This is a genomic window from Nonomuraea jabiensis (assembly GCF_014204795.1).
Taxonomy (GTDB): domain Bacteria; phylum Actinomycetota; class Actinomycetes; order Streptosporangiales; family Streptosporangiaceae; genus Nonomuraea; species Nonomuraea jabiensis.
The window spans coordinates 12,195,057-12,221,102 of the sequence record NZ_JACHMB010000001.1; the positions used below are offsets into that span (position 1 = coordinate 12,195,057).

At 69.9% G+C, this 26,046-nt stretch carries 23 protein-coding genes, 6 tRNA genes and 1 riboswitch; of the genes, 12 read left to right on the forward strand and 17 right to left on the reverse strand.

Annotation, left to right across the window (positions count from 1 at the left end):
* Nucleotides 1-63: 63 nt before the first annotated feature.
* Both HD596_RS55615 and HD596_RS55620 read left to right on the forward strand, forming a co-directional pair.
* Nucleotides 64-495 carry an Hsp20/alpha crystallin family protein gene (locus HD596_RS55615; RefSeq protein WP_185077463.1) on the forward strand — a complete coding sequence of 144 codons (432 nt, stop codon included), beginning with the start codon at nt 64-66 and terminating at the stop codon, nt 493-495.
* 55 nt (nt 496-550) lie between these two features.
* Entirely contained in the window at nt 551-862 is a 312-nt protein-coding gene (locus HD596_RS55620; RefSeq protein WP_246555487.1) for a MerR family transcriptional regulator, read from the forward strand.
* Between the two features lie 60 nt (nt 863-922).
* On the opposite strand, the gene HD596_RS55625 is transcribed toward HD596_RS55620, so the two are convergent.
* The 12 genes from HD596_RS55625 to HD596_RS55680 form a co-directional block, all read right to left on the reverse strand.
* On the reverse strand, nt 923-1,864 hold the full coding sequence (locus HD596_RS55625; RefSeq protein WP_185077464.1) for an aldo/keto reductase: 942 nt from the start codon (nt 1,862-1,864) through the stop codon (nt 923-925).
* Nucleotides 1,865-1,979: 115 nt separating this feature from the next.
* Nucleotides 1,980-2,067: transfer RNA gene (locus HD596_RS55630), tRNA-Leu, on the reverse strand.
* A gap of 117 nt (nt 2,068-2,184) precedes the next feature.
* A tRNA-Pro gene (locus tag HD596_RS55635) sits at nt 2,185-2,260 on the reverse strand.
* A 168-nt stretch (nt 2,261-2,428) separates the two neighbouring features.
* Nucleotides 2,429-3,475, reverse strand: coding sequence for a mechanosensitive ion channel family protein (locus tag HD596_RS55640; RefSeq protein WP_185077465.1), 1,047 nt, complete (start codon nt 3,473-3,475; stop codon nt 2,429-2,431).
* 17 nt (nt 3,476-3,492) lie between these two features.
* On the reverse strand, nt 3,493-4,488 hold the full coding sequence (locus HD596_RS55645; protein ID WP_185077466.1) for a ribonucleotide-diphosphate reductase subunit beta: 996 nt from the start codon (nt 4,486-4,488) through the stop codon (nt 3,493-3,495).
* Nucleotides 4,489-4,498: 10 nt separating this feature from the next.
* Entirely contained in the window at nt 4,499-6,676 is a 2,178-nt protein-coding gene (locus HD596_RS55650; RefSeq protein WP_313047210.1) for a ribonucleoside-diphosphate reductase subunit alpha, read from the reverse strand.
* Nucleotides 6,677-6,801: 125 nt separating this feature from the next.
* A riboswitch (cobalamin riboswitch) is annotated at nt 6,802-6,996 on the reverse strand.
* Nucleotides 6,997-7,000: 4 nt separating this feature from the next.
* Complete coding sequence (locus HD596_RS55655) at nt 7,001-7,948, reverse strand: Bug family tripartite tricarboxylate transporter substrate binding protein (RefSeq protein WP_185077468.1); 948 nt, start codon at nt 7,946-7,948, stop codon at nt 7,001-7,003.
* 76 nt (nt 7,949-8,024) lie between these two features.
* Nucleotides 8,025-8,795 carry an SAM-dependent methyltransferase gene (locus HD596_RS55660; RefSeq protein ID WP_313047213.1) on the reverse strand — a complete coding sequence of 257 codons (771 nt, stop codon included), beginning with the start codon at nt 8,793-8,795 and terminating at the stop codon, nt 8,025-8,027.
* 58 nt (nt 8,796-8,853) lie between these two features.
* Nucleotides 8,854-10,674, reverse strand: coding sequence for a glutamine--fructose-6-phosphate transaminase (isomerizing) (glmS, locus tag HD596_RS55665; RefSeq protein ID WP_185077470.1), 1,821 nt, complete (start codon nt 10,672-10,674; stop codon nt 8,854-8,856).
* 13 nt (nt 10,675-10,687) lie between these two features.
* Nucleotides 10,688-10,963, reverse strand: coding sequence for a hypothetical protein (locus tag HD596_RS55670; RefSeq protein WP_446685869.1), 276 nt, complete (start codon nt 10,961-10,963; stop codon nt 10,688-10,690).
* An 80-nt stretch (nt 10,964-11,043) separates the two neighbouring features.
* A complete protein-coding gene (locus HD596_RS55675) occupies nt 11,044-11,784 on the reverse strand; it encodes an ABC transporter permease (RefSeq protein ID WP_185077472.1) in 741 nt (246 codons plus the stop codon).
* A complete protein-coding gene (locus HD596_RS55680; RefSeq protein WP_246555488.1) occupies nt 11,774-12,598 on the reverse strand; it encodes an ABC transporter ATP-binding protein in 825 nt (274 codons plus the stop codon). The genes HD596_RS55675 and HD596_RS55680 overlap by 11 nt, the downstream gene beginning before the upstream one ends.
* Nucleotides 12,599-12,657: 59 nt before the next feature.
* Between HD596_RS55680 and HD596_RS55685 the strand changes: the two genes are divergently transcribed.
* From HD596_RS55685 to HD596_RS55710, 6 genes are all read left to right on the forward strand, one after another.
* A complete protein-coding gene (locus tag HD596_RS55685) occupies nt 12,658-13,266 on the forward strand; it encodes a TetR/AcrR family transcriptional regulator (RefSeq protein WP_221520062.1) in 609 nt (202 codons plus the stop codon).
* A 64-nt stretch (nt 13,267-13,330) separates the two neighbouring features.
* On the forward strand, nt 13,331-15,619 hold the full coding sequence (locus HD596_RS64480) for an N-acetylmuramoyl-L-alanine amidase (protein WP_281398361.1): 2,289 nt from the start codon (nt 13,331-13,333) through the stop codon (nt 15,617-15,619).
* A gap of 91 nt (nt 15,620-15,710) precedes the next feature.
* Nucleotides 15,711-15,782 (forward strand) — tRNA-Gly (locus HD596_RS55695).
* A 16-nt stretch (nt 15,783-15,798) separates the two neighbouring features.
* Nucleotides 15,799-15,869: transfer RNA gene (locus HD596_RS55700), tRNA-Cys, on the forward strand.
* Between the two features lie 49 nt (nt 15,870-15,918).
* Nucleotides 15,919-15,990, forward strand: a tRNA-Gly gene (locus tag HD596_RS55705).
* Nucleotides 15,991-16,009: 19 nt separating this feature from the next.
* Nucleotides 16,010-16,081: transfer RNA gene (locus HD596_RS55710), tRNA-Val, on the forward strand.
* Between the two features lie 209 nt (nt 16,082-16,290).
* On the opposite strand, the gene HD596_RS55715 is transcribed toward HD596_RS55710, so the two are convergent.
* Nucleotides 16,291-16,497, reverse strand: coding sequence for a hypothetical protein (locus HD596_RS55715; RefSeq protein ID WP_185077473.1), 207 nt, complete (start codon nt 16,495-16,497; stop codon nt 16,291-16,293).
* 120 nt (nt 16,498-16,617) lie between these two features.
* On the opposite strand from HD596_RS55715, the gene HD596_RS55720 reads away from it, so the two are divergent.
* Nucleotides 16,618-17,208: a hypothetical protein gene (locus tag HD596_RS55720; protein WP_185077474.1), complete on the forward strand. Its 591-nt coding sequence runs from the start codon at nt 16,618-16,620 to the stop codon at nt 17,206-17,208.
* 437 nt (nt 17,209-17,645) lie between these two features.
* Here HD596_RS55720 and HD596_RS55725 read toward each other — a convergent pair whose 3' ends face one another.
* Nucleotides 17,646-19,538 (reverse strand): SUMF1/EgtB/PvdO family nonheme iron enzyme, encoded by a 1,893-nt coding sequence (locus tag HD596_RS55725; protein WP_185077475.1) that lies wholly within the window; start codon nt 19,536-19,538, stop codon nt 17,646-17,648.
* A 407-nt stretch (nt 19,539-19,945) separates the two neighbouring features.
* On the opposite strand from HD596_RS55725, the gene HD596_RS55730 reads away from it, so the two are divergent.
* Entirely contained in the window at nt 19,946-20,146 is a 201-nt protein-coding gene (locus tag HD596_RS55730; protein ID WP_185077476.1) for a hypothetical protein, read from the forward strand.
* Nucleotides 20,147-20,320: 174 nt separating this feature from the next.
* Here HD596_RS55730 and HD596_RS55735 read toward each other — a convergent pair whose 3' ends face one another.
* Entirely contained in the window at nt 20,321-20,707 is a 387-nt protein-coding gene (locus tag HD596_RS55735; RefSeq protein WP_185077477.1) for an ArsR/SmtB family transcription factor, read from the reverse strand.
* A 67-nt stretch (nt 20,708-20,774) separates the two neighbouring features.
* On the opposite strand from HD596_RS55735, the gene HD596_RS55740 reads away from it, so the two are divergent.
* Nucleotides 20,775-22,766: a heavy metal translocating P-type ATPase gene (locus HD596_RS55740; RefSeq protein ID WP_446685870.1), complete on the forward strand. Its 1,992-nt coding sequence runs from the start codon at nt 20,775-20,777 to the stop codon at nt 22,764-22,766.
* Between the two features lie 378 nt (nt 22,767-23,144).
* Here the strand turns inward: HD596_RS55740 and HD596_RS55745 are convergent, their stop codons facing one another.
* On the reverse strand, nt 23,145-23,945 hold the full coding sequence (locus tag HD596_RS55745) for a class I SAM-dependent methyltransferase (protein WP_185077478.1): 801 nt from the start codon (nt 23,943-23,945) through the stop codon (nt 23,145-23,147).
* A 696-nt stretch (nt 23,946-24,641) separates the two neighbouring features.
* Nucleotides 24,642-25,016, reverse strand: a complete 375-nt coding sequence (locus tag HD596_RS55750) for a VOC family protein (protein ID WP_185077479.1) — start codon at nt 25,014-25,016, stop codon at nt 24,642-24,644.
* 134 nt (nt 25,017-25,150) lie between these two features.
* On the opposite strand from HD596_RS55750, the gene HD596_RS55755 reads away from it, so the two are divergent.
* Complete coding sequence (locus HD596_RS55755; protein ID WP_185079353.1) at nt 25,151-25,996, forward strand: mechanosensitive ion channel family protein; 846 nt, start codon at nt 25,151-25,153, stop codon at nt 25,994-25,996.
* The last annotated feature ends 50 nt before the right edge of the window (nt 25,997-26,046 follow it).

A 26,046-nucleotide genomic window follows, 5' to 3' on the forward strand; every position in this document is an offset into this window, starting at 1 on the left:
GAGCTAACCTGCAAATGAAGTTAGAGGTTGGGTACGAACGAGAGCGCGGCAAGGAGGTTCGAAATGCAGTTGACCTCGATTGACCCCTTCTTCCAGGAGTTCGAGCGCCAGTTCGACCGCCTGGCTCGTCAGGCCTTCGGCACCGAAGGCGCGGTCATGCCCATGGACGGGCTGCGCCGCGACGACGACGTGCTCCTGCGCTTCGACCTTCCCGGCATCGACCAGGACTCCATCGAGGTGACGGTCGACCGCGGCGTCCTCAGCGTCACCGCCCGCCGGGAAGAGGAGGTCGCGGAGAACGAGCGGCTGTTCGTCCGCGAGCGCCCCATGGGCTCGTTCACCCGGCGCGTCTACCTCTCCGAGCACCTGGACAGCGAGAAAATCGACGCCGGCTACGCCAACGGCGTGCTCACCGTCCGCATCCCGGTGCTGGAGCGGGCCAAGCCACGCAAGGTCGAGATCCAGCGCGGCGAGACCAAGGCCATCAGGGCCTGACCGGCGATACGGGGGTGGGCACCCCCGCCCGCCCCCGTACGACGAGGAGTTCCTGATGGCCGACCTGCCCTTCGACGACGAATACGCACCCCTCTACTCCCTGGGGCAGGTGGCGGAGATGCTGCAGGTCCAGCAGGCGTACCTGCGCCGGCTCGACCAGCACGACGTCATAAGCCCGAGCCGGTCCAGCGGCGGCCAGCGGCGCTACTCCCGGCGCGACATCATGATCGTCCAGCACGTCACGCGGATGGCCGACGAGGGCATGACGCTCATCGCCATCCGCCGCATCCTGGAGCTGGAGCGAGAGCTCACCGAGCTGCGCCGGCAGCTGAAGGAGGCCCGGGAGAGGATCCGCGAGCTGGAGTGACGGCGACATGCCCCTCGGTCGTCCACGACGTCGAAACCGGGCAGCGACACGGCCCCCGCGTCATCGCCTCTCTGGCGGGCCGAGCAGGAGTTCGCTGGAGCGGGACTCGACGGCGTCGAGGGTGGCCAGGGTCGCGGCGTCGAAGGTGATGTCGCCGACCGCCATGTTGGCCTCCAGGTGGGCGGCGTCGGCGGTGCCGGGGATGAGCAGCACGTTCGGGGCGTGGTGCAGCAGCCAGGCGAGGCCGACCTGGGAGGGCGTGACGCCGAGGGACTCGGCCACGGCGCGGGCGGCCGGCTCCTCGGTCACCTTGGGCAGTCCGGGGAAGGCCCCGCCGAGCGGGAAGAACGGCACCCAGGCGATGCCCTCCGCCGCGCATAGCGCCAGCAGGTCCTCGTCGTCACGGGAGACGAGGCTGTAGGCGTTCTGCACGCAGGCGATGCCGGCCGGCAGGGCGCGGCGCAGGCCGTCGAGGGTGACGCTGCCCAGCCCGATGGCGCCGATCTTGCCCTCGTCGCGCATCGCCGTCATCACGGCGAGCTGGTCGTCGAGGTCGACCACCTGCTCGCCCGTGGCCCGTATCCCGGGGCCGGAGTCCGTGCGGCGCAGGTTCACGACGGGGATCTGCTCCAGGCCGAGGCTGATGAGGTTGTCCTCGACGCCGGCGCGGAGTTCTTCGGGCCGCTGTGCGAGGCGCAGCCGGACGGGGCCGTGGGGGTCGGGGGCGGCGCCGACCTTGCTGACGATCATGACGTCGTCCTGCGGCCGGATCGCCTCGCGCAGGAGCTCGTTGACGTAGCCGTTGCCGTAGAACTGGGCGGTGTCGATGTGGTCGACGCCGAGGTCGACGGCGCGGCGCAGGAGTGCGATGGCCGCGCCGCGGTCGTCGTGCAGGCGCTCCAGTTGCATCGCGCCGTAGCCGATGCGGGAGACGGTGCGTCCGGCGAAGGGAGCGGTGCCGCCGGGTCGAGGGGCGTCGGAAAGGGGGTTGCTGGAGGCCATGGGGATCCCCGTCCACGTAGGATGCCAGAGATAACGGAGGGTCCTCCGCTATCTCTGACTCACTATAGAGCAATACCGGAGGTTCCTCCGGTTCCGTGCGGCCAGCGGGTTGTTGTGCGCTCGGGGGGAGTCGAACCCCCACGCTCCTTGCGGAGCACTGGATCCTGGGTCCAGCGCGTCTGCCGAAGTTCCGCCACGAGCGCCTGGGCCCCGGGCCTGGCTGGCGTCGGCCTGCCCGGGGCGAGGGCCGGGTCCGGCCGGGGGGCGCCATTCCCGCCGGTCAGGCCGTGGCCCGCGGCCCTGTTCTTTCAGGGCCGCTGTCCGAGTGGCAGGATTCGAACCTGCGGTGCTCCTGCTCCCAAGGCAGGCGGGCTGACCAAACTGCCCCACACTCGGTCATCAACAAATAAGCCGCCCCGGTGCATTCCGAGACGGCTTTCCGATAAGCGGATGGTTATCCGGAAAGCCCTCGCCACAGTCGGGGGTAGCGCACTTCACTGCCTTTCTTTCGCGCGGCTGGACAATGTCCACGGTAAAGGAGTGATCGGCGGCCGTGCCACCCGATTATTTCTGCGCGCGCGTTTCCGGGGTCTCCACGCGGAAGTGGGGCAGGGACTCGGGATAGTTGTCCCTGACGTAGTTGACCAGGAACTCGCGTACGTCGCACTTGAGGTCCCACGAGGAAGGCGAGTCCGCGGCGCTCATCAGGGCGCGCAGTTCCACCAGGCCGTTCGGCAGCACGTCGGTGACCTGGAGCGTCCAGTCCTTCTGGTCCCACAGCGGGTTGCCCTGCAGGAACTCGTACAGCGCCTCCCGGAGTTTGGGCACCGGCACCGACCAGTCCACGCGCAGGAACACGACGGCGAGGACGCGGCTGCCGTGCCGGGTCCAGTTCTGGAACGGGTTCTGGGTGAAGTACGACACCGGCAGGACCAGGCGGCGCTCGTCCCACAGGCGCACGACGACGTAGGTGAGCGTCAGCTCCTCGATCCGGCCCCATTCGTTCTCCACGACGACCACGTCGTCGAGCCGGAGCGCGTCGCTGAAGGCCAGCTGGAGGCCGGCCAGGGCGTTGCCGATGGTGGGCTGGGCGGCGATGCCGACGATGGCGCCGGCGATGCCCGCCGAGGCCAGGATGCCCGCGCCGAGCGCGCGTACCTGGGGGAACGAGAAGAGCACCGCCCCGATCGCGATCACGACGATGACCGCGGCAGCGATGCGGCGGACCAGCCCGATCTGGGTCATGATCCGCCGCGCCCGGCGGTTGCGCTCCCCTTCGACCCGCACCAGCCGCTCGAGCACCACGTCCGTCAGCGCGTAGTTGGCCTGCACGATCAGCCAGGTGACGGCGCCTATGGTGACGATGCCGAGCGCCCGGTTCACGGTCGCCGCGGCGTCCTGGCTCACCCCCAGCGTGCCCGGCGCGAACACCAGGTTGAAGGCCGCCACGGCCGCCACCGTGAACGCGGGCCACGTGCAGTGCTCCACCAGGTGCCGGGCGAACGCCCATTTGCGTCCGACCCTGTTCAGCACCCTCCGTACCAACTCAACCAGGAGGATCGAGCCGATCACCGCGATCACGAGAATCAGCCAGCCTGCTGGAGACTGCACGCCTATGCCCCCAATGTCTAGAAAGTTTCGTCAAAGGTCACATTGCCCTCAACTGCCACTTGATACGCAGAGACGCGCCGTTCGAAGAAATTGGCCAGCTCCTGCACGTCCTGCAACTCCATGAACGCGAAGGGGTTGGCCGAGCCGTACCTCGTGGGCAGGCCCAGCCTGGCCAGCCGCTGGTCGGCCACGTATTCCAGGTATTGGCGCATCTGTGCGACCCCCATGCCGGGCATGCCGTCCCCGCACAGGTCCTCGGCGAAGGCCAGCTCGGCGGCCACGGCCTCCTCCACCATGAGGGTAACCTCTTTGCCCAGCTCATCGTCGAAAAGGTCCGGTTCCTCGGCCCGCACGGTCTCCACCACGCTGAAGGCGAACTCCATGTGCATGGACTCGTCGCGGAAGACCCAGTTCGTCCCGGTGGCCAGGCCGCCGAGCAGGCCCCGGGAGCGGAACCAGTAGACGTACGCGAAGGCCCCGTAGAAGAACAGGCCCTCGATGCAGGCGGCGAAGCAGATGAGGTTGAGCAGGAAGCGCCGCCGGTCCTCCCGCGTCTCCAGGCGCTGCAGCTCGTTGATCGAGTCGATCCACTTGAAGCAGAATTCCGCCTTGTCGCGGATCGAGGGGATGTGGTCGATCGCGGCGAAGGCCTTCACCCTTTCGGCGGGATCCGGCAGGTAGGTGTCCAGCAGCGTCAGGTAGAACTGGACGTGCACGGCCTCCTCGAACAGCTGCCTGCTGAGGTAAAGGCGCGCCTCGGGGGCGTTGACGTGCTGGTAGAGGTTGAGCACGAGGTTGTTGGCCACGATGGAGTCGCCGGTGGCGAAGAACGCGACCAGCCGGTTGATCAGGTGCCGCTCCTGCGGCGTCATCCTGGCCAGGTCGGCGAGGTCGGAGTGGAGGTCCACCTCCTCGACGGTCCACGTGTTGCGGATGGCCGCGCGGTAGCGTTCGTAGAAGTCCGGGTAGCGCATGGGCCGGAGGGTGAGGTCCATGCCGGGGTTGAGCAGCACAACGGTCTCCTTACTGGCAGGCTTCGCAGGTCTCGGGGTTCTCCAGGGAGCAGGCGATCGCCTCCGTGAGGGCTGCCGGTGCCGCCTGGACGGTGGTCTGCGCGATGCGCGTGGCTGGCCGGGAGCGCAGGTAGTACGTGGTCTTCAGGCCCCGCTTCCAGGCGTAGGCGTACATCGACGAGAGCTTGCCGATGGTCGGGCTGGCCATGAAGAGGTTCAGGGACTGGGACTGGTCGATGTACGGCTGGCGCGCGGCGGCCAGGTCGATCAGCGCCTTCTGCGGCAGCTCCCAGGCCGTGCGGTAGAGCACCTTGAGGTCGTCGGGGATGCCGGGGACCGTCTGGACCGAGCCGTCGGCCCGCTTGATGTCGTCGCGCAGTTGCTGCGTCCACAGCCCGCGCGCCTGCAGATCGGCCACCAGATACCGGTTGACCTGCAGGAACTCGCCCGACAGCGTCTCGCGCTTGAACACGTTGGACACCTGCGGCTCGATGCACTCGTAGCAGCCGGCGATGGAGGCGATCGTGGCGGTCGGCGCGATGGCGATCATGAGTGAGTTGCGCAGGCCGGTGCGGGCGATCTTCTCCCGCACGGCGTCCCAGCGCCCGGTGCTCGCGACGTAGTGGTCCGGGTGCAGCACTCCCCCGGCCGCCCGCGTCTCGGCGTACGACGGGTGCCGGCCGCGCTCGGCCGCCAGGTCGGCCGAGGTGTCGTACGCGGCCAGCGCGATCTCCTCGGCGATCCTGGTGGACAGCGCCAGCGCCTCGGGCGAGTCGAACGGCAGCCGCAGCGTGAAGAACACGTCGGCCAGGCCCATGACGCCGAGCCCGATGGGCCGCCAGCGCTTGTTCGCCGCCTCGGCCTCGGGCGTCGGGTAGAAGCCCAGGTCGATGGTCCGGTCCAGGAAGCGCACGGCCGTGCGCACGGTGCCGCGCAGCCGGTCCCAGTCCAGGTCGGCGGCCAGGAGGTGGGCGGCCAGGTTGACCGAGCCGAGGTTGCAGACCGCGGTCTCGGCGTCGCTGGTGACCTCCAGGATCTCGGTGCACAGGTTCGACAGGTGGATGACGTTCCCGGGGCGGCCGGTCTGGTTGGAGGTGCGGTTGGCGGCGTCCTTGAACGTCATCCAGCCGTTCCCGGTCTGGGCGAGCGTGCGCATCATCCGGCCGTACAGGGTCCTGGCGGGGATCTGCCGGACATGTCGCCCGGCGGCCTCGTACGCGCGGTACGCCCGCGTGAACGCGTCACCGTACAGGTCGGTGAGGTCGGGCACCTCCTTCGGGTCGAACAGCGACCAGACCTCGTCCGCCTCCACCCGGCGCATGAACTCGTCGGGCACCCAGTTCGCCAGGTTCAGGTTGTGGGTGCGGCGGGCGTCCTCGCCGGTGTTGTCGCGCAGCTCCAGGAACTCCTCGATGTCGGCGTGCCAGGTCTCCAGGTAGACGCAGGCCGCGCCCTTGCGCCGCCCGCCCTGGTTGACGGCCGCGACGGACGAGTCGAGCGTGCGCAGCCACGGGACGATGCCGTTGGAGTGGCCGTTGGTGCCCCGGATCAGGGAGCCGCGCGAGCGCACCCGGGTCCAGGAGATGCCGATGCCTCCGGCGTACTTCGACAGCCGCGCCACCTGCCCATATCTGTCGTAGATCCCCTCCAGCTCGTCGCGCGGCGAGTCGAGCAGGAAGCACGACGACAGCTGCGGGCGGCGCGCGCCCGAGTTGAACAGCGTGGGCGAGCTGGGCAGGTACGACAGCGTGGACATGAGCGCGTAGAGCTCGGCGGCCTCGGCCACCGACTCCGACAGCCCGCAGGCCACGCGGAGGAAGAAGTGCTGCGGGCGCTCCAGCACCGCCCGCGTCTCGGGGTGGCGCAGCAGGTAGCGGTCGTAGACGGTGCGCAACCCGAAATACTCGAACCGCTCGTCCGCCACGGCCATGAGCTCGGCGGAGACCAGCGCGTCCAGCTCGGCGGCGTGCGCGGCGACGAACTCCGCCAGCCCGTCCTGGATCAGCCCGGCCGCGTGGGTGGCGGCGATGGACTCCGAGAACGTCCGCACCCCGTGCGCGGCGGCCTCGTCGGCGATCTCCTCGGCCAGGAGCCGGGCGGCGACCCGGGAGTTGGCCGGGTCGGCGATGACCCGGGCGGCGGCCTCCTCGATGGCCAGCCGGCGGTCGACCTCGATGATCTGCGTCACGTGCTCTCTCCTCGCGAGCTCGTCCCCCGTGAGGGCACGCGAGAGCACGGCGGCACGGATCATCCCCCGGCCGTTTCGCTCCCCGGCCCTCCCGCGAGGCCATGGTCACTTCGTGCCGGGCGGGCGGCCCGGGCACACCGCTGGCAGGTCTTCGGGCTCGCGGGCGCGCACATCGTTCCTACTGGCCGTCGCTTCCCAGATCGCTCCAGTGCACGTGACGGCGGTCGTTCCCGCTCACCGCTGCGGGGCAGCCCCGGAATCACACCGGGTTCCCTTTTGCTCCGCCTCCGGAGAGGCGAACCAGCGACGAGCAGGATCCTACATCTAGTGGCCGTTCCCGCAACTACCCCAGCATGTTGTGGCCTTGGTGGTGCCGAGGAGACCGAGATCCCGCAGGACGGCGCGGGTGCGCTCGACCTCGGAGCCCAGCCACTGCCGGAAGTCGGCGCCGCTGAGCGGGATCGAGACCCAGCCCGCGGACCGGCAGGCCGCCTCCCAGCCGGCCGAGGCGGTCACGTCCTCGCACATGCGGATGGCCGATTCGCGGCTCTCGTCCGGCATGCGCTTGGGCCCGAAGGCCGCCGCCCAGTCCGTGAAGTCGACCCGTACGCCGGACTCCAGCAGCGTCGGCGCGTCGAGGCCGGGCACCCGCCTGGCGGTGGCCACCGCGAGCGCCTTGACCTGACCGGCCTTGATGCTCGCGCGCCAGTCGTTCAGCGGGCCCGCGGCCGCCCCGGCCTTGCCGGACAGCAGCGCGGTGGCGGCCTCCTGGCTGCTCGGGTAGCCGGTGTAGTCGAGCTGGCGGGTGTCGGCCCCGAGCCCTCTGGCGATCAGGCCGAACAGCAGGTGGTCGGGCTCGCCCTGGGGACCGCCCGCCAGCTGCGTCTGGCCCGGACGGGCGAGCAGCTGCGCGCCGAAGGCCCCGAAGTCCCCGAACGGCGACCGGGCGGGCACGACCACGACCTCGACCTCGCCGGTGAGCCTGGACAGGGGGGTCGCGGTGTCGAGGAGGGTCTGGCCGTTGTTCAGCTCGGCGGCGGCCAGCGCGGGCAGCCCGCTCACCGTGATCCTGGTGCCCGCTCCGATCTCGTATCCGCCCGCCCGGGCCGCGTCGGCGAACGCCTGCCCGACCCGCTCCCAGCGGCGCCCCTGAGGGCTGATCGAGTATCGGGCGCGCAGGCCCGCCGCGCTCCCGGCGAAGCGCTCCGTCCCGCAGCCGGCCGCGCACGCGGCCAGGCCCAGTCCCCATGCGAAGAACCGCCGACGGCGCATGTGCCTCTCCCCCGAGCTTCGCGAGTCATCGCTCACCCTAAGTTATCGACACAATACGCAGAGATACACATATCTCTCATAGTGGCTTTTTGCCGACCCCGGCCATGAGGGACGACGGCAGCGACCAGTCCCCCACCAGCTTGGGCCGGTCGGGACGCCAGTCGACGGCCTGCACCAGGCCCGGCGGCTCCAGCGGGAAGTCGCCGAAGAAGGCCCGGATCTCGGCGGGCGTGCGGTCGGTGCCGCCGCCCGGATCGTCCGAGGAGGCGCCCCGGTAGCGCTGCCCGTCCTCCAGACGGCCCATCGAGGTGGCGTGGGTGATCACCAGGTAGCTGCCCGGCGCCAGCCGCTCGCACAGGGCCGCCACGGCCTGCTGCGGCCGCGCCGAGTCCGGCAGGAAGTGCAGGATCGACACGAGCAGGACCCCGACCGGCCGGCGCAGGTCCAGGAACGCGCCCGCCCCCGCGAGCACCGCGTCGGGGTCCAGGAGGTCGGCCTCCACGAGCGCGGCCCTGCCCGTACGTCCGAGCAGGGCCGTGGCGTGTGCGGCGACGACCGGATCGTGATCCACGTAGACGACCCGGGCCTCGGGCGCGACCTCGTGCGCGCTGCCCTGGGTCGGCAGCCCGCTGCCCAGGTCGAGGAACTGCCGTACCCCGGCGGCGGCCACGTAGCGCACGGCACGCTGGAGGAACGCCCGGTTCGCGCGGGCCAGCGGGACCGCGGCCGGAATCAGCTCGGCGAGCTGCTCGATGGCCTGGCGGTCGACCGCGAAGTTGTCCTTCCCGCCGAGCATGTAATCGTACATGCGTGCGAGATTGGGCCTCTCTGGGTCGAACTGCCGCACGTATCGAATTTATGTCGTCCGCAGCGAGATAACGAGGTTTGAGGCCAAATTAGCCTGTTTATTCAACCGTGACGCTCTTGGCGAGATTGCGAGGCTTGTCCACATCCCGGCCCAGCGCCACCGCGGCGTAGTACGCGAGCAGCTGAAGCGGGATCGTGAGCAGGATCGGGTCCAGCTCGATCTCGTTCTTGGGGATCACGATCACGTCGTCGGCCAGCTTGGCGTCGGGTTCGCGGTGGCCGACCATGAGCACCTGCCCGCCGCGGGCGCGGATCTCGCCCAGCGTGGTGAGGTTCTTGTCGAGCAGCTCGTCATCGGGGACGATGGCGACTGTCGGCATGTCCGGGCCGATCAGCGCGAGCGGCCCGTGCTTCAGCTCGCTGGCCGGGTACGCCTCGGCGTGCACGTACGAGATCTCCTTGAGCTTCTGCGCGCCCTCCCTGGCCACCGGGTAGCCGCGCACGCGGCCCACGAACATCATGCTCGGGTGCTTGGCGTACTTCTGCGCCAGCTCGGCGATCTTGTCGCTCTGCGTGAGGATCTCCTCGATCTGCCCCGGCAGCCTGCGCAGGCCGTCCACGATGCGCCGGCCGTCGGCGGGCGACAGGTCGCGCACTCGGCCCAGGTGCAGCGCGAGCAGCGCGAACGCCAGCGACGTCGAGGTGAACGCCTTGGTCGAGGCCACCGAGACCTCGGGGCCCGCGTGCAGGTAGATGCCGCCGTCCACCTCGCGGGCGATGGCGCTGCCGACCGCGTTGACGATGCCGATGACGCGGCCGCCCTTGCGCTTGAGCTCCTGCACGGCGGCGAGCGTGTCGTACGTCTCGCCCGACTGGCTGATGGCGACGTAGAGCGTGTCGGGGTCGACGACCGGGTTGCGGTAGCGGAACTCGCTGGCGGGCTCGGCGTCGGACGGGATGCGGGCCAGCTCCTCGATGAGCTGCGCCCCGATCTGGCCCGAGTAGTACGCCGACCCGCAGCCGATGATCTTCACCCGGCGGAAGCCCCGCGTCTCGCGGGCGTCCATGTTGAGCCCGCCCAGGTGGGCCACGTGGAAGCGCTCGTCGAGCCGGCCGCTCATCGTCCGGGTGATCGTCTCGGGCTGCTCGGAGATCTCCTTGAGCAGGTAGTGCTCGTAGCCGCCGGTGTCGTAGTGGCCGGCGTCCCAGTCGACGGTCAGCGGCTCCTTGGCGGTCTCGCGGGCGTCGCTGGCGAAGGTGTGGAAGCCGTCGGCCTTGAGCACAGCCAGCTCGCCGTCCTCCAGGTGCACGACCTGGCGCGTGTAGCGGACGAGCGCGGCCACGTCGGACGCGGCGAACATCTCCTTCTCGCCGATGCCCAGCACGATCGGGCTGCCGTTGCGCGCCACGACCACCTCGCCGGGGCGTTCGCGGTCGATGACCGCGATGCCGTACGTGCCGACGATGCTCTTGAGCGTCTTCCTGACCGCCTCCTCGAGGGAGTCGTTCTCGTCGGCGGCGCGCGCGATCAGGTGCGCGAGCACCTCGGTGTCCGTCTCGGAGGCGAACACCACGCCGTCGGCCTCCAGCTTCGCGCGCAGCTCGCCGGCGTTCTCGATGATGCCGTTGTGCACGACCGCGATGCGCTCGTCGGCGGACAGGTGGGGATGGGCGTTCTCGTCACTCGGCACGCCGTGGGTGGCCCAGCGGGTGTGCCCGATGCCCAGGGTGCCCTTGAACCTGGCCGGCACGACCTTGGCCAGGTCCGCCACGCGGCCCTTGACCTTGCGTACCTTGAGCCCCCGGTTGGACACCACGACCCCGGCCGAGTCGTACCCCCGGTACTCCAGACGCTGCAGGCCCTCCAGCAGGATGGGCGCCGCGTCCCGTGGGCCGACATAGGCCACGATTCCGCACATCGAGGTCTCCTCTTCATCCGTAGACGATCCTGCGCAGCTGCCGCAGGGACAGCTCCGGTGCCGCGACCCGGCGACCGCGTAATTCGGCGGCGATCCTGGGGAAGATCTCGTCGTTGGTGTGACCGACCGTTTTCAGCTCGGCGTGCCGGCGGCGGACGTACTCCTCGACGGACTCGGAGAAGTACGACAGCACGTCGGCGATCACCTTCGCCGCCTCGCCCGGGCCCAGGGGGCTCGTCTCGGTGAGGTGGAGGATGAGGTCTTCGTAGGGATGTCGTGCCGGGGACACAGACGAGGACATTACGCATCTGGAACGAGACACTTCAACTTCCTGCCCGAAATCGGGCAGGAATTAACTCGAACGCCTGTCTAGAGCAGGCTGCCACGGCCCCATCCCTTGCCGAAGCGCCACCAGGCGAAGGCACCGGCGGCCAGACCGAGCCCGACGAGGACGGCCGCGGGCCGGACCGTGCCCGCGACGTCGCCCCTGACGGCGGCCTGGAGCATGGTGGTCGCCCAGTATCCGGGCGAGACCGGCGCGATCGCCTGCGCCCAGGCGGGCATCATCGCGTACGGCACCAGCGCCCCGCCCAGCGCGCTGACCGACAGCGCCGCGATGTTGCAGAGCGTGCTCAGCTCCCCCTGGCTGCGCACCACCCCGGCCAGGGCCGTGCCGACGCCGAGCAGCGCGAAGCACCACGCTGCCACGGCCAGGGCCAGCGGCCACACCGTCCCGGCCGGCCGCAGCCCCACCACCATCATCCCGTACGCGAGCAGCACGACCTGCTGGAGGGCCAGCACGGCGAACACCGGCAGGGCCTTGCCGATCATGATTTCCGGGACGCGGGCCCTGGTGGCCCTGAGGCGGTCCCAGGTGTGCCACGTGCGCTCGGCGAGGCCGGCCGTGGCCACGTCGGCCATCGACAGGACCGAGAACATGACCAGCAGGCCCGTCACGACCTGGGCGGGCTCGCCCAGCATCGACTTGAAGACGAGCATGAGGACCATGGGCATGACCAGATAGCTGACCAGGTGGGCCGGGTCGCGCCGGCGCAGGAGCACGTTGTGCGCGGCCAGGACGGCGATGCGGTGCAACGTCTCACGCGGCATCCGCGGGCTCCTCACTGAGACCTTTGTAGAGGTCGTCGAGTGACGGCCGGCGGATGTCGATGCCGCGTACCGGGCGGTCGAGGTCACGCAGCAGGGCGGCCAGGGTGGCGGTGGGGTCGGTGGTCGCGACCGCGATCTCGCCGTCGTCCAGGGTGACGCGGACCTCGCCCGGCAGATCCCTGAGCAGCTCGGCGCCCGCGCCCCTGGCGATCACCCGCCCGCTGCGCGCGACGGCGATCGTGGCCGCCAGCTCGGTGAGCTCGGGAAGGTAGTGCGTGCAGTAGACGACCGCCGCGCCGCCGTCCGCCCGGCGGCGCACCGCCGCCAGGAGGGCGGTGCGGGTCTCGGGGTCGGCACCCGCCGTGGGCTCGTCGAGCAGGAGCACGTCCGGGTCGGGCAGGAGGGCGGTGGCGGCCTGCGCGCGGCGCTGCTGGCCGCCGGAGAGCACGCTCACCCGCCGGTCGAGCACCCCGGTCAGCGCCAGCTCCTCCGCCACGGCGTCGATGGCCCCGGCCAGGGCGCGCCGCCGCAGCCCGGCCAGCCCGCCGAACAGCCGCAGCGTCTCCCGTACGGTGACGCCGGGGTAGAGGGCGAGCCGCTGGGGCGCCATCCCGACCTCGCCCCGCACCGCGACCCTTCCGGCGTCCGGGCGGGTCAGGCCCGCGGCGATCTCGAAGAACGTCGTCTTGCCCGCGCCGTTGTGACCGACCAGCCCGGCGATCTCGCCCGGCTCCACCCGCAGGTCGAAGCCGTCCAGCGCGGCGACGTCGCCGTACCGCTTGACCAGCCCGGCCGCCTCCACCAGCCCGCCCATGCGTCTTTCCTTCCCCTCTGGTCTACGTTGTAGACTGCTCTACACTGTAGACTCGCGTCGTGCGCAAGCTCAAGACCTCCCGGCAGCCGGAGATCCTCGACGCGGCCCTCGCCATCGCCGACGAACGCGGCCTGGAAGCCCTGTCGATGCGGGCCGTCGCCGAGCGGGTCGGGGTGACGCCCATGGCCCTGTACGGATATTTCCGGAACAAGGATGAGTTGCTCGACGGCCTCGTCGGCCGCCTGCTCGACCGGCTCGCGCCCGACGATCCCGGGCAGACCTGGCAGGAGCGCCTGGGCGCGATCGCCTGGGCCACCCGGCGGCTGGCCCGCGAGCACCCGTCGGTCTTCCCGCTCCTGCTGCTGCGCACCTCGGCGACGCCCGACGGGGTCCAGGTGGTCGACCAGCTCTACCAGGCGCTGCTCGACGCGGGCGTGCCGGAGGCCGACGTTCCCCGGGTCGAGCGGCTGGTGAGCACGTTCGTGATGGGGTTCGCGCTCTCGGAGGTGAGCGGGCGCTTCTCCGACGCCTCCCGGGACATCAGGCTCAGCCGCGGCGCCGACGCGCCTGCCCACCGGCGATTGGCCGAGCATCTGACGCCCGATGACTGGGATGCCGAGTTCGCAGCCGATCTGGCGGATCTCATGCGTATCATCCGACCCGTCTGACCCATCCCTTTCTGGGAATGGTTACGGTGAGTAGTCGTATCGTGACCTTCCTGGGGGAGATGTCATGCGCCTCTGGCTCGCCGCCGCCCTGACCGCCGGCACGTTCACCGCGCCCGCGGACATGCCCGCATCCGGCTCTGCCCCAGGACGACCGCCCGGCCTCGCCCTCGCGAGCTCCGGCCACCGGACCACCCCTCCCCTCACGGGCCCGCCCGACCTCCTCTTCGCCGGCCCACCCGGCCTCTCCTCCACGAACCCTTCCGGGCGGCAGGCCCCTTCCGGGCGGCAGGCCGAGTTCGCCGCGGCCGCTCGGGAATTCGGGGTGCCGGAGAGCGTGCTGCTCGGCGTCTCGTACCTGGAGTCCCGCTGGGACGCGAACGGCGGGTCGCCGAGCACGGCGGGCGGCTACGGGCCGATGCACCTGGTGGACGCGTTCCCCGCCGACACGCTCACCCCCTTGACCGCCGCCGCCCCTTCAACCGGGGACGCGCACGCCTTGTCGACCGGCGGTGGGCACGGGTGGCCGATCGGTGACGCGCTGGGCGACGGCCGGGGGGACGATGCCCGCCCGATGCCCCGTACGTTCGCCGAAACCCCTCCCGCCTCGGCGCTCTCGGCGCCGCCCACCACGCTGCCCGAGGCCGGACGTCTCATCGGCGCGGACCCCGCCCTGCTGCGCACCGACCCGGCCGCCAACATCAGGGGCGGCGCCGCCCTCCTCGCCTCCTACCAGGACCGCCCGAGCGCGAACCCGGCCGACTGGTACGCGGCCGTCGCCCGCTACTCGGGCTCGGAGGACGCGGCCGCGGCCCGCGAGTTCGCCGACGAGGTGTTCTCGGTGATGCGGGAGGGCGCGCAGCGGCATACCGACGACGGCCACCTGGTACGCCTCGAACCCGTGCCCAACCTCCCCCACCCCGTCGCCGCCACCGCCGAGGACCCCGCAACCTCCAAGAACTCCGGCACCGTCACGATCCAGAGGGACCCCGCCGCCCCGCCCGTAGCCAGTTCGCAGACCGACAACGACCCGCCACCACCCCCGTACAACGACCCGTTCGACACCGACCCGCTGTCCTTCTCCGGGGAGGAGTACGGGACGGACGATGAGAGCGACCCCGACGAGAACTGGGCCGAACCCGGAAATGTGGAGAAGACCGGAAACGGCGGGCAGGTGGAGTGCCCCAGCTCGCTCGCCTGCGAATGGATACCCGCCGCCTACGAGCGCTTCGGCCGGAAGAAGCACCGCGACTACGGCAACCACGACCGCCTGAGCCGGGCCCGTTCCGTCGACTACATCGTCATTCACGACACCGAGGGCACCTACCAGGGCGTCCCGTCCCTGGTCCGGAACCCGAGGTACGTGAGCTGGCACTACACGATCCGCTCCCGAGACGGACATGTCGCCCAGCACGTGGCGACCAACGACATCGCCTGGCACGCGGGCAACTGGGACGTCAACACCCGTTCGATAGGGATCGAGCACGAGGGCTACCTGGCCAAGGGCACCTGGTACACGGAGGCGATGTACCGTTCGTCGGCCAAGCTGGTCAGATACCTGGCCGGCAAGTACCGCATCCCGCTCAACCGGGCCCACATCCTCGGCCACGACAACGTCCCCGGCACCACCCCGAAGATGGTCGCGGGCATGCACGAGGACCCCGGACCGTACTGGGACTGGGCCCACTACTTCGACCTGCTGGGCAGGCCGCTCAAGGGGGTGCAGAGCGGCAACTCCATCATGATCCGCCCCTCGTACGCCACCAACCGGCCCCGCTTCACCGGCTGCGTCGCCGTCAAGCCGGACAAGGCGTGCCCGCCGCACGGCGCCGCCACGGTCTGGCTGCACCAGGAGCCGCGCGAGTCGGCCCCCCTGGTCAGGGACCCGGGCAAACATCCGGGCAAGCCCAGCACGTACAGCGTGTACGACCACAGCGCCCGCGCCTCCACCGGCCAGCGCTACGCGGTCGCGGACCGGCAGGGCGACTGGACGGCCATCTGGTACCTCGGCCAGAAGGCGTGGTTCCACAACCCGCCCTCCGACCCCACCGCCGTCCCCGCCAAGGGCCCGCTGGTGACTCCGCTGAGGCCGGGGACCAGGGTGTACGGCCGCGCGTACCCGGAGCAGGCCGCCTACAAGCTGGCGTCGTACCAGCCGCTGGCCCCGCTCCAGTACAAGATCGGCCCCAGCCAGACGTACACGGTGGGCGACACGATCACCGGCTCCTACTACTCCGCGGGCGCCTTCAGCCCGGCCAAACACGTCACCACAACCGGACAGACCCGCTACTACCAGATCCAACTCGGTCACCGGGTGATGTTCGTCATGGCCAAGGACGTGCGCCTGATCCGCTGAATTTCGCCCCGCGGGCCTCTCAGTGCGCACGGGCACTCCTGGAAGACGATATGGTTTTCCCGTAGCCCGGCGCACGTCGCCCGGGGTTAACGCGGAAGTGGCTCAGTGGTAGAGCATCACCTTGCCAAGGTGAGGGTCGCGGGTTCGAATCCCGTCTTCCGCTCGGAGCAAGACTCCAGGGTGGAGTGGCCGAGAGGCGAGGCAGCGGCCTGCAAAGCCGTCTACACGGGTTCAAATCCCGTCTCCACCTCGGCCGAACGGCGGACCCCCAGGATCCGCTAAAGTAAAGGCAGCACCACGCGGAAGTGGCTCAGTGGTAGAGCATCACCTTGCCAAGGTGAGGGTCGCGGGTTCGAATCCCGTCTTCCGCTCTGAGTTCTAACTCAATACGGACGATTAGCTCAGCGGGAGAGCGCTTCCCTGACACGGAAGAGGTCACTGGTTCAATCCCAGTATCGTCCACCTCAATGAGAAAGCCCCCGGTCGCCACCAGCGCCGGGGGTTTTCCTCTTCGGGCTTGAGTATGGTGTCGCGCTGACGTGGGTCCTGCGAGCTGGTCAAATCCCGGCCGGGTCGACCAGCCCGGCCCTGCCTGGACCATTGCCCAGACAGGGCCGGAATGCGGATCTTGGCCACGTCCGCGCCGGCCCGGATCAGCCGCCTGCTGCCCCTCACCCTGAAGATGAGCTCCCGTCATAGACTCCCGCGGACCACGTTCCGGGCCTGGCTCCCAGGTCGGCGGCCAGTTCCAGGGCGACGTCGTACCTGACCAGCTCCTGAGCCACGTACCTGCCGTTGCAGGTCCCCTTCCGCTTGTCGACCACGGCGCAGCCGTCCAGTGACGCCTGCCCGATGAGTTCGGTGGGAGGGAAGCCCACACGCGGATGGACTGGCGCCCGGCCGACCACGTGGACGGGAGCGAACTCCGGTCGTAGGCGTGCCGAGCCATGCCGCCCTGGCACCGGGTGACCTGCCCCCCGCGCCCGCCCTCGACGGCCGTGACCACCCACGACTGCGGGTCCGCGCAGATGACGACCACGGTGGTGGCCTGGCTGGTCGGCTTGACCTCGATGTCCATTCCGGTCGCGGACATCGTGCTGAGCACGGCCCCGATCCTGGTCAGGCCGTCGATAGTGGCCGGCGGATCTGACACGCGCGACGGTGTCGCGGAGTCCACGCTCGACGAGGTGACCGGGGCGGCCGGCCGGGCCGCCGGAGTCGTCGTCACCGTCCCCGGCAGCGTCCAGATCACCGCGGTCGCGGCGGCCCCCGCCGGCGCCGCGCCCGCGCCCCATCGGGCAAGCCTGCCGCCGCCTGCCCCTCCGTACGATCCCGGCCACGTCCATGTCCCCTCCGGGGCCGTACGCCGTGCGCTCGGCGAGCAGCTCGCGCAGGTCGTCTTCGGTATGGTTCATTGCTCCACCTCCATCAGCTCGATCGCCGGTTGCACCCGCAGCCGCGCCAGCGCCCGCCCCAGCTGGGTCTTGACCGTGCCCAGCGAGCAGCCCGAACCGGATGACAGCCGCGCCAGGGATTTCTCACCGCACCTGCGCCATCGCCGTGCAGTGGCGACATGCCAGGGGCCGTGACGGTGATCACCATGTGGTGCGCCGGCGAAGCTGACCGCCTCTCTCCGGGCACCGACGTGTCCTGGCAGAGCGGTGACATTTCGCGAGCATGGTCGAGATCCGCGCTCGTAGAGGCAGCGTCGGGGCGTCAGCCAGGTGACCTCGGCGCCGCAGAGCGGGCGTCTGTGACGCTTGTCAGCCCGACGTGCTCGGCGCCAGGCTCGGCCGGGCGCTGTTGCCGGTCACTCAAGATGGAGATGAACGCGACATTCGCAGTGGTGATGCGGCTGCGCGACAAGACCCTGCCGGACGGGACCGACGTGTCCGGCGGGGTCCTGGTGTGCAGGCTGACGGCTTGATCAGGAACCGGCATGGGTCGGCAACTTCGTGTCTGATGCCGTGGTCATCGATGTGGTGGTGGCGGTCGAGATATCGGCAGTCGGTTTCCTGGTAGCCGATCAGCGGTGTTCGTGGCCGGGTTCGGCACCAAGTTGCTTCACGATGGCCCGCGCGGCGGATTTGCGCAGATTGGTGTGGACCGGGTTGTATCTGATCAATCGTATGCCCACGTTCCGCCGAGAGCTCGAATGCGGGATCAGGGGTCTGAAGTGGGTGGAGTACGACCACTTCGGCGAGCTGCTGAAGCAGCCGCCCGCTAGCCGGAAGTCGCCGAGGCGGGTGCCGTCCACCCGCCACTCCACGAGCTCGTGAACGTTGCCGCAGCAGTCGCGGATGCCATGCGGGGACGCCCCGGAAAGCCGGCTGCCGACGCGTTCGACCCGATAGTCGGTGCGCCTGCCGCCGTAATAGAGGTTCGCCCGGTCGGGTGTGGGCCGTTCCGGTCCCCACGGGTATTGCTTGTCCAGCGCCGCGCACCCGGCGAGGGCCAGCCATTCCGCCGGCGTGGGGACGGCCCACACCCCCGGCGCGCCCGGGTCCAGCTCGACACAGCCCATGATTAGCTCGTGCAGGAATGCGCGCAGTTCGACCTCGGTGCTCCGACTCCCGGTGCGGGGGAGATCGATGATGTACGGCTCCTCAAGGGCAGGGAGGCGGAGGGGCCGACCCGGGAGGACGGTGGCGGCTTCCTCGTTCTTGAGGGGGAAACGCATCGCCTCGAATTCGTAGGGGCAAATGCCGTCGATCTTCGGAATAAGGTCGATATCGGGACTGAACGCGCTCGGCAACGGGGCGAAGCGATGGGACGCCAGGGACTTCTCCTTCCTCACCACCACCCGCATGTCCCAGGCCGTCTTGGCAGGAAGGCCCCGCTCGTGGGCTTCCACAGCGCGGCGGATGGCGGACCAGAGGGACCGGTCATGGGGGACAACCTGCTGCAGCCAGCGCATGAACACGTGAAACCGGTCGGCGTGCGTCCCCGCCCATCGGGCGAAGTGATCGAAGATGCTCTCGACCGGCCACGCGGAGGCCTCGGCATCGTGCTCGCGCAGGAAGTGCTCGAAGAGCACCTCCCAGGTTCGCCGGACCACTTCCAGGTTCGACGATGGGTCCATCAGGATCTGTCCGGTCTCCTTGACGAGCCACTGCAGGTCGCCGGGGCGTGCCAGGTAGAGGGTCATGTCCGCGGCCAGCACCGCCCAGAAGTCGGTGGCGGAACGTACCGGTATAGAGAGTCTGCGGAAGGCGGTCACCAACTCGGCGTTTATCCCGGATTCCGTCAGGTGGCCCAGGGCCGACGGCAGGGCGGAAAGGCCCTTGTCCGCCTGGACGGGACCCAGGCCGCGAAGGATGAGTTCGGAGGGGCCGAGGCTCTTCTGCGGCTCCTCCTCCGTGTCTTCGTCGTCGGTTCCCGTGCGCGGCTGATCGAACTCGATCACCCATTTGTCAAGCTCGATGCGCAGGTCCGCGGTTTGGGGCGCGATGAATCCCCGGCGTGCTGTCGGCTCCATCGCGGAGCCTTCGGAAGGCGCGGGGGGTTCGAGGGCGGGAACTTCGGTGGTGGGCAGTTCGGGAAGCACCGCCGAGCCCGTGGTGGCCTTGTCCTCCATGGATACCGCCGGGAGCGTCGCAACGGAGATGCCGGATCTGGCGATCTGCTTGACTCGGGCCACGTTCACCCATGCGCGAACCCACTGGTCGACGTCGTCGGACGGCACGCCGCAGCCCTCGACGAACGCCTGGAGATGCTCCTTTCTCGCCATCACGGCACCGCTAGCAATCTTGTGCACTTGCGATTTGGATATCTTGAAGGCGACGGGGCTGTGGATTTCCCTGATTGACCTGCCCGAGATGATGTAGAGCTCGACCTGGAGGCGCTTCAACGCGTCCTCGGAGGTCACGGCCGCAGGGTCGAAGTGTAGTTCGGTCTGCAATTTGTTTCTGTCGGCCACGCGGTTTCCTGTCCACGATCGTCCACGGGAATCCACAGCTTAGACAAAAACGCCCACATGCGTATCAGTGTTGTCCAAACCACTTCCGGGCCGGCGGTCGCCGCGGCTTTCCTGGAGGCGTCACGTCAACGACAAGGAGGCGCTATGGCCGAGCAAGGCCCGGACGCGGCACGCTACTGGCGGATTCGGATCGTTCTGGAGGTTCTCAAGACGGGGTTCTGGCTGCTCTTTTATGCGGCACTCTGGAACGGCTGAGGATGAATTCGGGGGCAAGGTCGCGCGGGCGGCAACCTGTTGACGGAGAATTATGTGTCAACCAATGGTTGATACGTGATCGTACATAACAGGCACATGGAGCGACCGCCGACCTGCCCCTGGACTACCTCGTATGGCACACCGCCGAGAGCGTGGCCTCACGGGGCCGATCGAGCAAGCCGAGCGTGCTGAACGGCCCCTCGTCCGCGAGCCGGGCCCACTCCGGCAAGGCCGCCGGCTCGCTGACGGGGCAGCCCGAGACCGACGTTCATACGTCCCCCGAGGCTTCCACCGTCGGCGAGGCGCCGCCGGCTCCGCTGCGCGCGCCGGTCACCGTGCCCACCGGTTGTTGATCGCGCGCGGTCGGCGGGCGGCGCTCCGCCGAACATCGAGAGCCTGACGCCGGGGCGCCGGCACGCCGGCACTGTGCGCGTGGCGTTGTGCAGCTGCGGCTCGGGGCGGCAGGACCGAGCGTGAGCCGCGGATTGGCCGCACTCCCGTGTACGGGCGGGCAGCCCGACGTCTACCTACCCGGCGGCGGGCTGTTCGGTGGTGGCGAGGCCGGGTGCGTGGTCCACGTCGTGGCGGTCGATGCCGCTGTCGATGTGGTCGGCGTGGTAAAGACCCTGGGTGAGCAGGCGGCGCACATGTTCGTCGGCCGCGCTGTAGTAGACGAAGGTCCCCTCGCGGCGGCCCTTGACGAGACCGGCCAGGCGCAGTTTGGCCAGGTGCTGGCTGACCGCGGTAGGTGCGGCGTCGGCGAGTTCGGCCAGGCAGGCGACGTTTGACTCGCCCTGCAGCAACGCCCACAGGATCTTGATGCGGGTGGGATCGGACAGTAGCCGGAACGACTCGGCGGCCAGGTGCACCTGTTCCTCGTTCGGCATGTCGAAGTCCGGCAACGACGTGTGCATACCCGCCAGGATACCCCAACGCCTGCCTACTTGCGTATCTTCGTGAGTGCGCATATACGATGGCACGGTGACAACGGAACTGAGAACGCCAGCCGCCGGCCACGCCGGCACCACACCGCCTGCCCGGCCGCTTTCGACGCGATGGCCGGCGATGTGGTCGCTGCCGGAGGTGCGTTGGGCCGTACTGGCCCTGGCTTTGTTCGCTGTGGGCGGCATCAGCCAGTTGGCCGGGGCGCCGTCGTGGCTGTGGTGGGGGCTGTATCTGGCCTGCTACGCGGCCGGCGGGTGGGAGCCTGGCCTGGCCGGGCTGCGGGCGTTGCGTGAGCGGACGCTGGATGTGGACCTGCTGATGGTCGCCGCGGCGATCGGCGCTGCCGCGATCGGGCAGGTCTTCGACGGCGCGTTGCTGATCGTCATCTTCGCCACCTCCGGCGCGCTGGAGGCCATGGCCACCAAGCGCACCGAGGACTCGGTGCGCGGCCTGCTCGACCTGGCCCCCGCCACGGCCACCCGACTCACCGACGGTGGCGGGGAGGAGGCCGTACCCACCGAGCAGCTCGCCGTCGGCGAGGTGATCCTCATCCGGCCCGGCGAGCGGGTCGGCGCCGACGGGCGGGTCCTGGACGGGGCCAGCGACATCGACCAGGCCACCATCACCGGCGAGCCGCTGCCGGTGGCCAAACAGGTGGGCGACGAGGTGTTCGCCGGCACCCTGAACGGCAGCGGCGCGCTGCGGGTACGGGTCGAGCGCGACCCGTCGGATTCGGTGATCGCCCGGATCGTGGCCATGGTCGAGGAGGCGTCGAAGACCAAGGCGCCGACCCAGCTGTTCATCGAGAAGGTCGAGCAGCGCTACTCCATCGGCATGGTGGCCGCCACTCTGGCGTTGTTCACCGTGCCGCTGATGTTCGGCGCCGATCTGCAGTCGACGCTGCTGCGCGCGATGACGTTCATGATCGTCGCCTCGCCGTGCGCGGTGGTGCTGGCCACCATGCCGCCGCTGCTGTCGGCGATCGCCAACGCCGGACGGCACGGCGTACTGATCAAGTCCGCCGTGGTCATGGAACGCCTGGGCCAGATCGACGCGGTCGCCCTGGACAAGACCGGCACCCTGACCGAAGGCGCCCCCCGCGTCACCGACATCCGCCCCTTGCCCGGGGCCGGCCTGGACGCCGACGCTCTGCTGGCGTTGGCCGCGGCGGCCGAGCATCCCAGCGAGCACCCGCTCGGGCGCGCCGTCGTCGAGGCGGCCCGCGAGCGCGGCCTCAAGGTGCCGGGGGTGGAGGACTTCGCCTCCACCCCCGGCCTCGGCGTCGCCGCCACCGTCGGCGGGGTCAAGGTCGCCGTCGGCAGCCCCGAGCGGCTGCTGGCCGGCCTGGGCGGGCAGCGCGCCGCCGACGCCGCGACCGCGGTCGCCGACCTGGAAGGCCAGGGCCGCACCGCGGTCCTGGTCACCCTCGACGGCGTCCCGGCCGGAGCGCTCGCCATCGCCGACCGCGTGCGGCCCGACGCCGCCGCCACCGTCGCCTCCCTCACCGCCTTGACCGGCGCCGCGCCGGTGCTGGTCACCGGCGACAACCCCCGCGCCGCCGCCCGGCTGGCCGGCGAGGTCGGCATCACCGACGTGCGCGCCGGGCTGCTGCCGGCCGACAAGGTCGCCGCCGTGCGGCAGATGGAGAACGCCGGACGCAAGGTGCTGGTCGTCGGCGACGGCGTCAACGACGCTCCCGCGCTGGCCGCCGCGCACAGCGGCATCGCCATGGGCCGCGCCGGCTCGGATCTGGCCCTGGAAACCGCCGACGCCGTGGTGGTACGCGACGAACTGGCCGCCATCCCCGCCGCGGTGGCCCTGTCACGGCGCGCCAAGCGCCTGGTCGTGCAGAACCTCATCATCGCCGCGGTGTTCATCACCGGCCTGGTCATCTGGGACCTGGTCGGCGACCTGCCACTGCCCCTGGGCGTCGCCGGGCACGAAGGCTCCACCGTCATCGTCGGCCTCAACGGCCTACGCCTGCTGCGCGAGGCGGCCTGGCGCCGCGCCGCCACCCCCGAGAGCTGATGGACCAGGTCGCCGACTGGCAAGTTACACGATCACCTACGAACCCGGCGAGGACCTGGACGATCTTCCGCCGCACAAGGTGCGGACGATCCTCGCGGGCGAGTGGCCGACGGTCAAGCTCGCCATCACCATGACCGACGATGCACCGGAGGCCGGTCGAAGGCGTAGCTTGCCGCCGGCCGTTCGCTGTCATAGACGCTCGTCACGGCTCTTCCGAGATCGGCATCGGCCATGCCAAGGATCATGCCGCATGCTCGTTGAGCACAGGCCTCCGGTGCGGAGCATCAGGCGCTGCGATGGCTCGGCCAGAGCGAACTGGCCGGCGTTCATGCGCGGCGGAGACCGGCGGGGCGGCCGCGGTACGCGGTCGCCCTCACCTTACGAAGACGCCGGGCAGTACTGCCAGACGAATTCCAGCCACGGCGGGGCCACCCCCGTGAAGTGCGCCCAGCTGCCCGGTTCCGCACCCGGGTAATCACCGCTGACCTCAGAAAGGAACGTCAGCGTGAAGCCTTCCCGGATCAGGCTGTTGACTATCCGGCTCAGCGTCTGCCTGTACTCCCTGGGTTCGCGGATGCGGCGGTCGGCCTGCTCGCGGTCGTAGACCCAGGACTGGTCGGGATAGCTGGTCGCGGCCTCGTCCGTGTAGGACTGCTGCAGCGTGTAGCCCTCCCCGTTCCAGGAGTGGTGAGTGAGCCCGGAGAAGAACGGGTTGGCGCACATCAGGTAGTAACGCCCGCCCTCGGCGACGACTCTCGCGACCTCGCGGAAGACGATCCGGCAGTCCGGGACGAAGGTCAGCGAGTACGGATGCCAGACCAGGTCGAACGAGGAGTCGTCGAGGGCCGACAGGTCCCGCATGTCCCCTTGGATCGTGCGGATGCCGACACCGTAGTGCTCGGCGGCCAAGCGGTCCCGCTCCAACTGCCCGGACGAGATGTCGAGAACCGTCACGTCGGCTCCGAGCAGAGCGAAGGCCGCAGACTGCTGCCCGCCTCCTCCCGCCAGGCAGAGCACCTTCCGGCCCGCCACGTCGCCGTCGATGCCCAGCCTCTCCAGGCCCAGATAGGCCTGGGCCTTGTCGGCGTCCAGGTCGAGCATGGGACGGGTGAACAACGCGTCCGCCTGCACAAGGGCTTCCCAGCGATCCACGTTGTAGTGGTAGACCTCGTCCTGCACGGCAGGCAGCCTATCTGCCGTCCAACGGCCGGGACGAACCATATTCGGCCGGGTCTTGTGGTTCACGCGCAGGCCATGGCAGCACACTGCTAATGCCACAGCTGAGGGGCGGGCCTTGGCAGTGTCCTCGATGCACTTCCCTGGTCCCTGAAGGCAGGTGGACCCCGTTTCGCCTCAGCTTTGAAACCTCCGCTACGCGGGGCCGGTCCGCTTCATTCCTGACCCGAAGGCTGGAGTATTACGGGCGAATCGGGTAGCCCAGCCCCGGTATCGGGCCGACGATGCCGTCAAGGTCGGGCTGCGCCCTCCTCATCCCCTCCGCCGGCTTGCCGCCGCACCGCCTCTTGCCGTCTCCGCTCCCCGCCGCCTCCACTCCCCGTCCCCGCCCCGTCCCCTCCCGCCCCGTCCCCTCCCGCCCCGTCCCCTCCCGCCCCGTCCACTCCTCCTCGCTTCCCCGTCGCCCCCTCGCTGTGGCTCCCCTCGCCGAGAAATTCCGCCTTCCCGTCGGAGAATCAGGGGCGAAAGCGTTCTGGAAGGCGCCCGAGCGGAGCGAGGACGAACAGGGGGGCGGGCTTCAGCCCGCCTGGAAGGGCGCGCGAGCGGAGCGAGCACCTCTGGTTCGGGGCGGGCGTCAGTCGCGTAACCACCCAGATGGGCAAGGGGTGGGTGAGCCCGCCACACCTACTCCGAACCAGGTCAGGGCCAGGTTCTGGCCTCCGCTTCGAACCGGTCGCTCTCCGCGGGCAGGACGCAGAGCAGGTGTCCGCCCGGTGCACGTAGGATGCGGCATTCCTGCCACCGCGACACCTCCGTCGCCCCGAGTGCCAGCAGCCGCCGGGTCTCGGCCTCGACGTCGTCCGTCTCGATGTCGAGATGGAATCTGGGCGCGTCGTCCACCGCCTGGACCGCCACGTCGAGGCCGGGAACGGCGCCGTGCAACGAGGTGAACTGCTCGTACCCGGGCAGCGGGCGCGGGCTGGCGCCGAGCGCCGCGGCCCAGAACGCCGACGCCTGCTCGGCCTCGGAGGCGGGAGTGTCGATCAGAAGGGCATAGACCCGGCTGCGATGCATGGCGGTCATCCTAGCTGGGCGGATCTTGCCCGAAATGTCGCCTTATGAGAAGTTTCGACTGCTCTGTGTGCATACACGGTGTCTGTACGGGTAGCGCTCGTTGCAGTGGCTCCTCATAGGAGGAAACCGTGGACATCAACATAGGCCAGGGCATCACGGATGCCTGGCGGCAGATAGCGACGTTCGTTCCGAAACTTGTCGCGTTCCTGGTCATACTCATCATCGGATGGATCGTGGCCAAGGCGCTGCAGAAGATCGTCGACAAGGTGCTCGAGCGCGTCGGCTTCGACCGGGCGGTGGAGCGCAGCGGCGTGCGGCGCTGGCTGGAGCACAGCCGGTACACCGCCCGGAGCCTGCTGGCCAAGATCGTCTACTATGCGATCCTGCTGGTCACCCTCCAGATCGCCTTCAGCGTGTTCGGGCCCAACCCGATCTCGGCGTTGCTGAACAGCGTGGTGGGCTGGCTGCCCGCGGCCCTGGTCGCCATCGTGATCATCGTGGTGGCGGGCGCGATCGCCATGGGAGTCAGGGACATCATCGCCGGCGCGCTCGGCGGGCTCTCCTACGGCCGGCTGGTGGCGACCGCCGCGGCGGTCTTCATCTGGGCGCTGGGCATCATCGCCGCGCTCAACCAGATCGGCGTGGCCACCACGGTCACGACTCCGGTGCTGATCACGGTTCTCGCCACCATCGGCGCGATCGCGGCGATCGGCATCGGCGGCGGGCTCGTCCGCCCGATGCAGCAGCGCTGGGAGGGCTGGCTGAGCCGTATCGAGCGGGAGGCCCCGCAGGCCAGGGCGCACGCGGAGGCGTACCAGCGGGGGCGTGAGGACGCCCGCGCGATGGCGGGAGAGCCTGTACGCACCACCCCGGGCGCTCCCGGCACTCCGGGCACTCCGGGTGCTACGACCACCCGAACCGCTCCGACCACCCCGGGCACCCCAGGCACCCCGCCGCGCTCCGAGATGCCTCCGGACTGAGCCGTCCGCCCGCTTGGCCCTGGCCCCGCCTGCCCCTGGCCGGGAGGGCA

Coding starts and splice junctions, on each gene's coding strand:
- HD596_RS55615 (WP_185077463.1), top strand. CDS start 64: ATGCAGTTGACCTCGATTGACCCCTTCTTCCAGGAGTTCGAGCGCCAG.
- HD596_RS55620 (WP_246555487.1), top strand. CDS start 551: ATGGCCGACCTGCCCTTCGACGACGAATACGCACCCCTCTACTCCCTG.
- HD596_RS55625 (WP_185077464.1), bottom strand. CDS start 1,864: ATGGCCTCCAGCAACCCCCTTTCCGACGCCCCTCGACCCGGCGGCACC.
- HD596_RS55655 (WP_185077468.1), bottom strand. CDS start 7,948: ATGCGCCGTCGGCGGTTCTTCGCATGGGGACTGGGCCTGGCCGCGTGC.
- glmS (WP_185077470.1), bottom strand. CDS start 10,674: ATGTGCGGAATCGTGGCCTATGTCGGCCCACGGGACGCGGCGCCCATC.
- HD596_RS55675 (WP_185077472.1), bottom strand. CDS start 11,784: ATGCCGCGTGAGACGTTGCACCGCATCGCCGTCCTGGCCGCGCACAAC.
- HD596_RS55680 (WP_246555488.1), bottom strand. CDS start 12,598: ATGGGCGGGCTGGTGGAGGCGGCCGGGCTGGTCAAGCGGTACGGCGAC.
- HD596_RS64480 (WP_281398361.1), top strand. CDS start 13,331: ATGCGCCTCTGGCTCGCCGCCGCCCTGACCGCCGGCACGTTCACCGCG.
- HD596_RS55735 (WP_185077477.1), bottom strand. CDS start 20,707: ATGCACACGTCGTTGCCGGACTTCGACATGCCGAACGAGGAACAGGTG.
- HD596_RS55750 (WP_185077479.1), bottom strand. CDS start 25,016: ATGCATCGCAGCCGGGTCTATGCCCTTCTGATCGACACTCCCGCCTCC.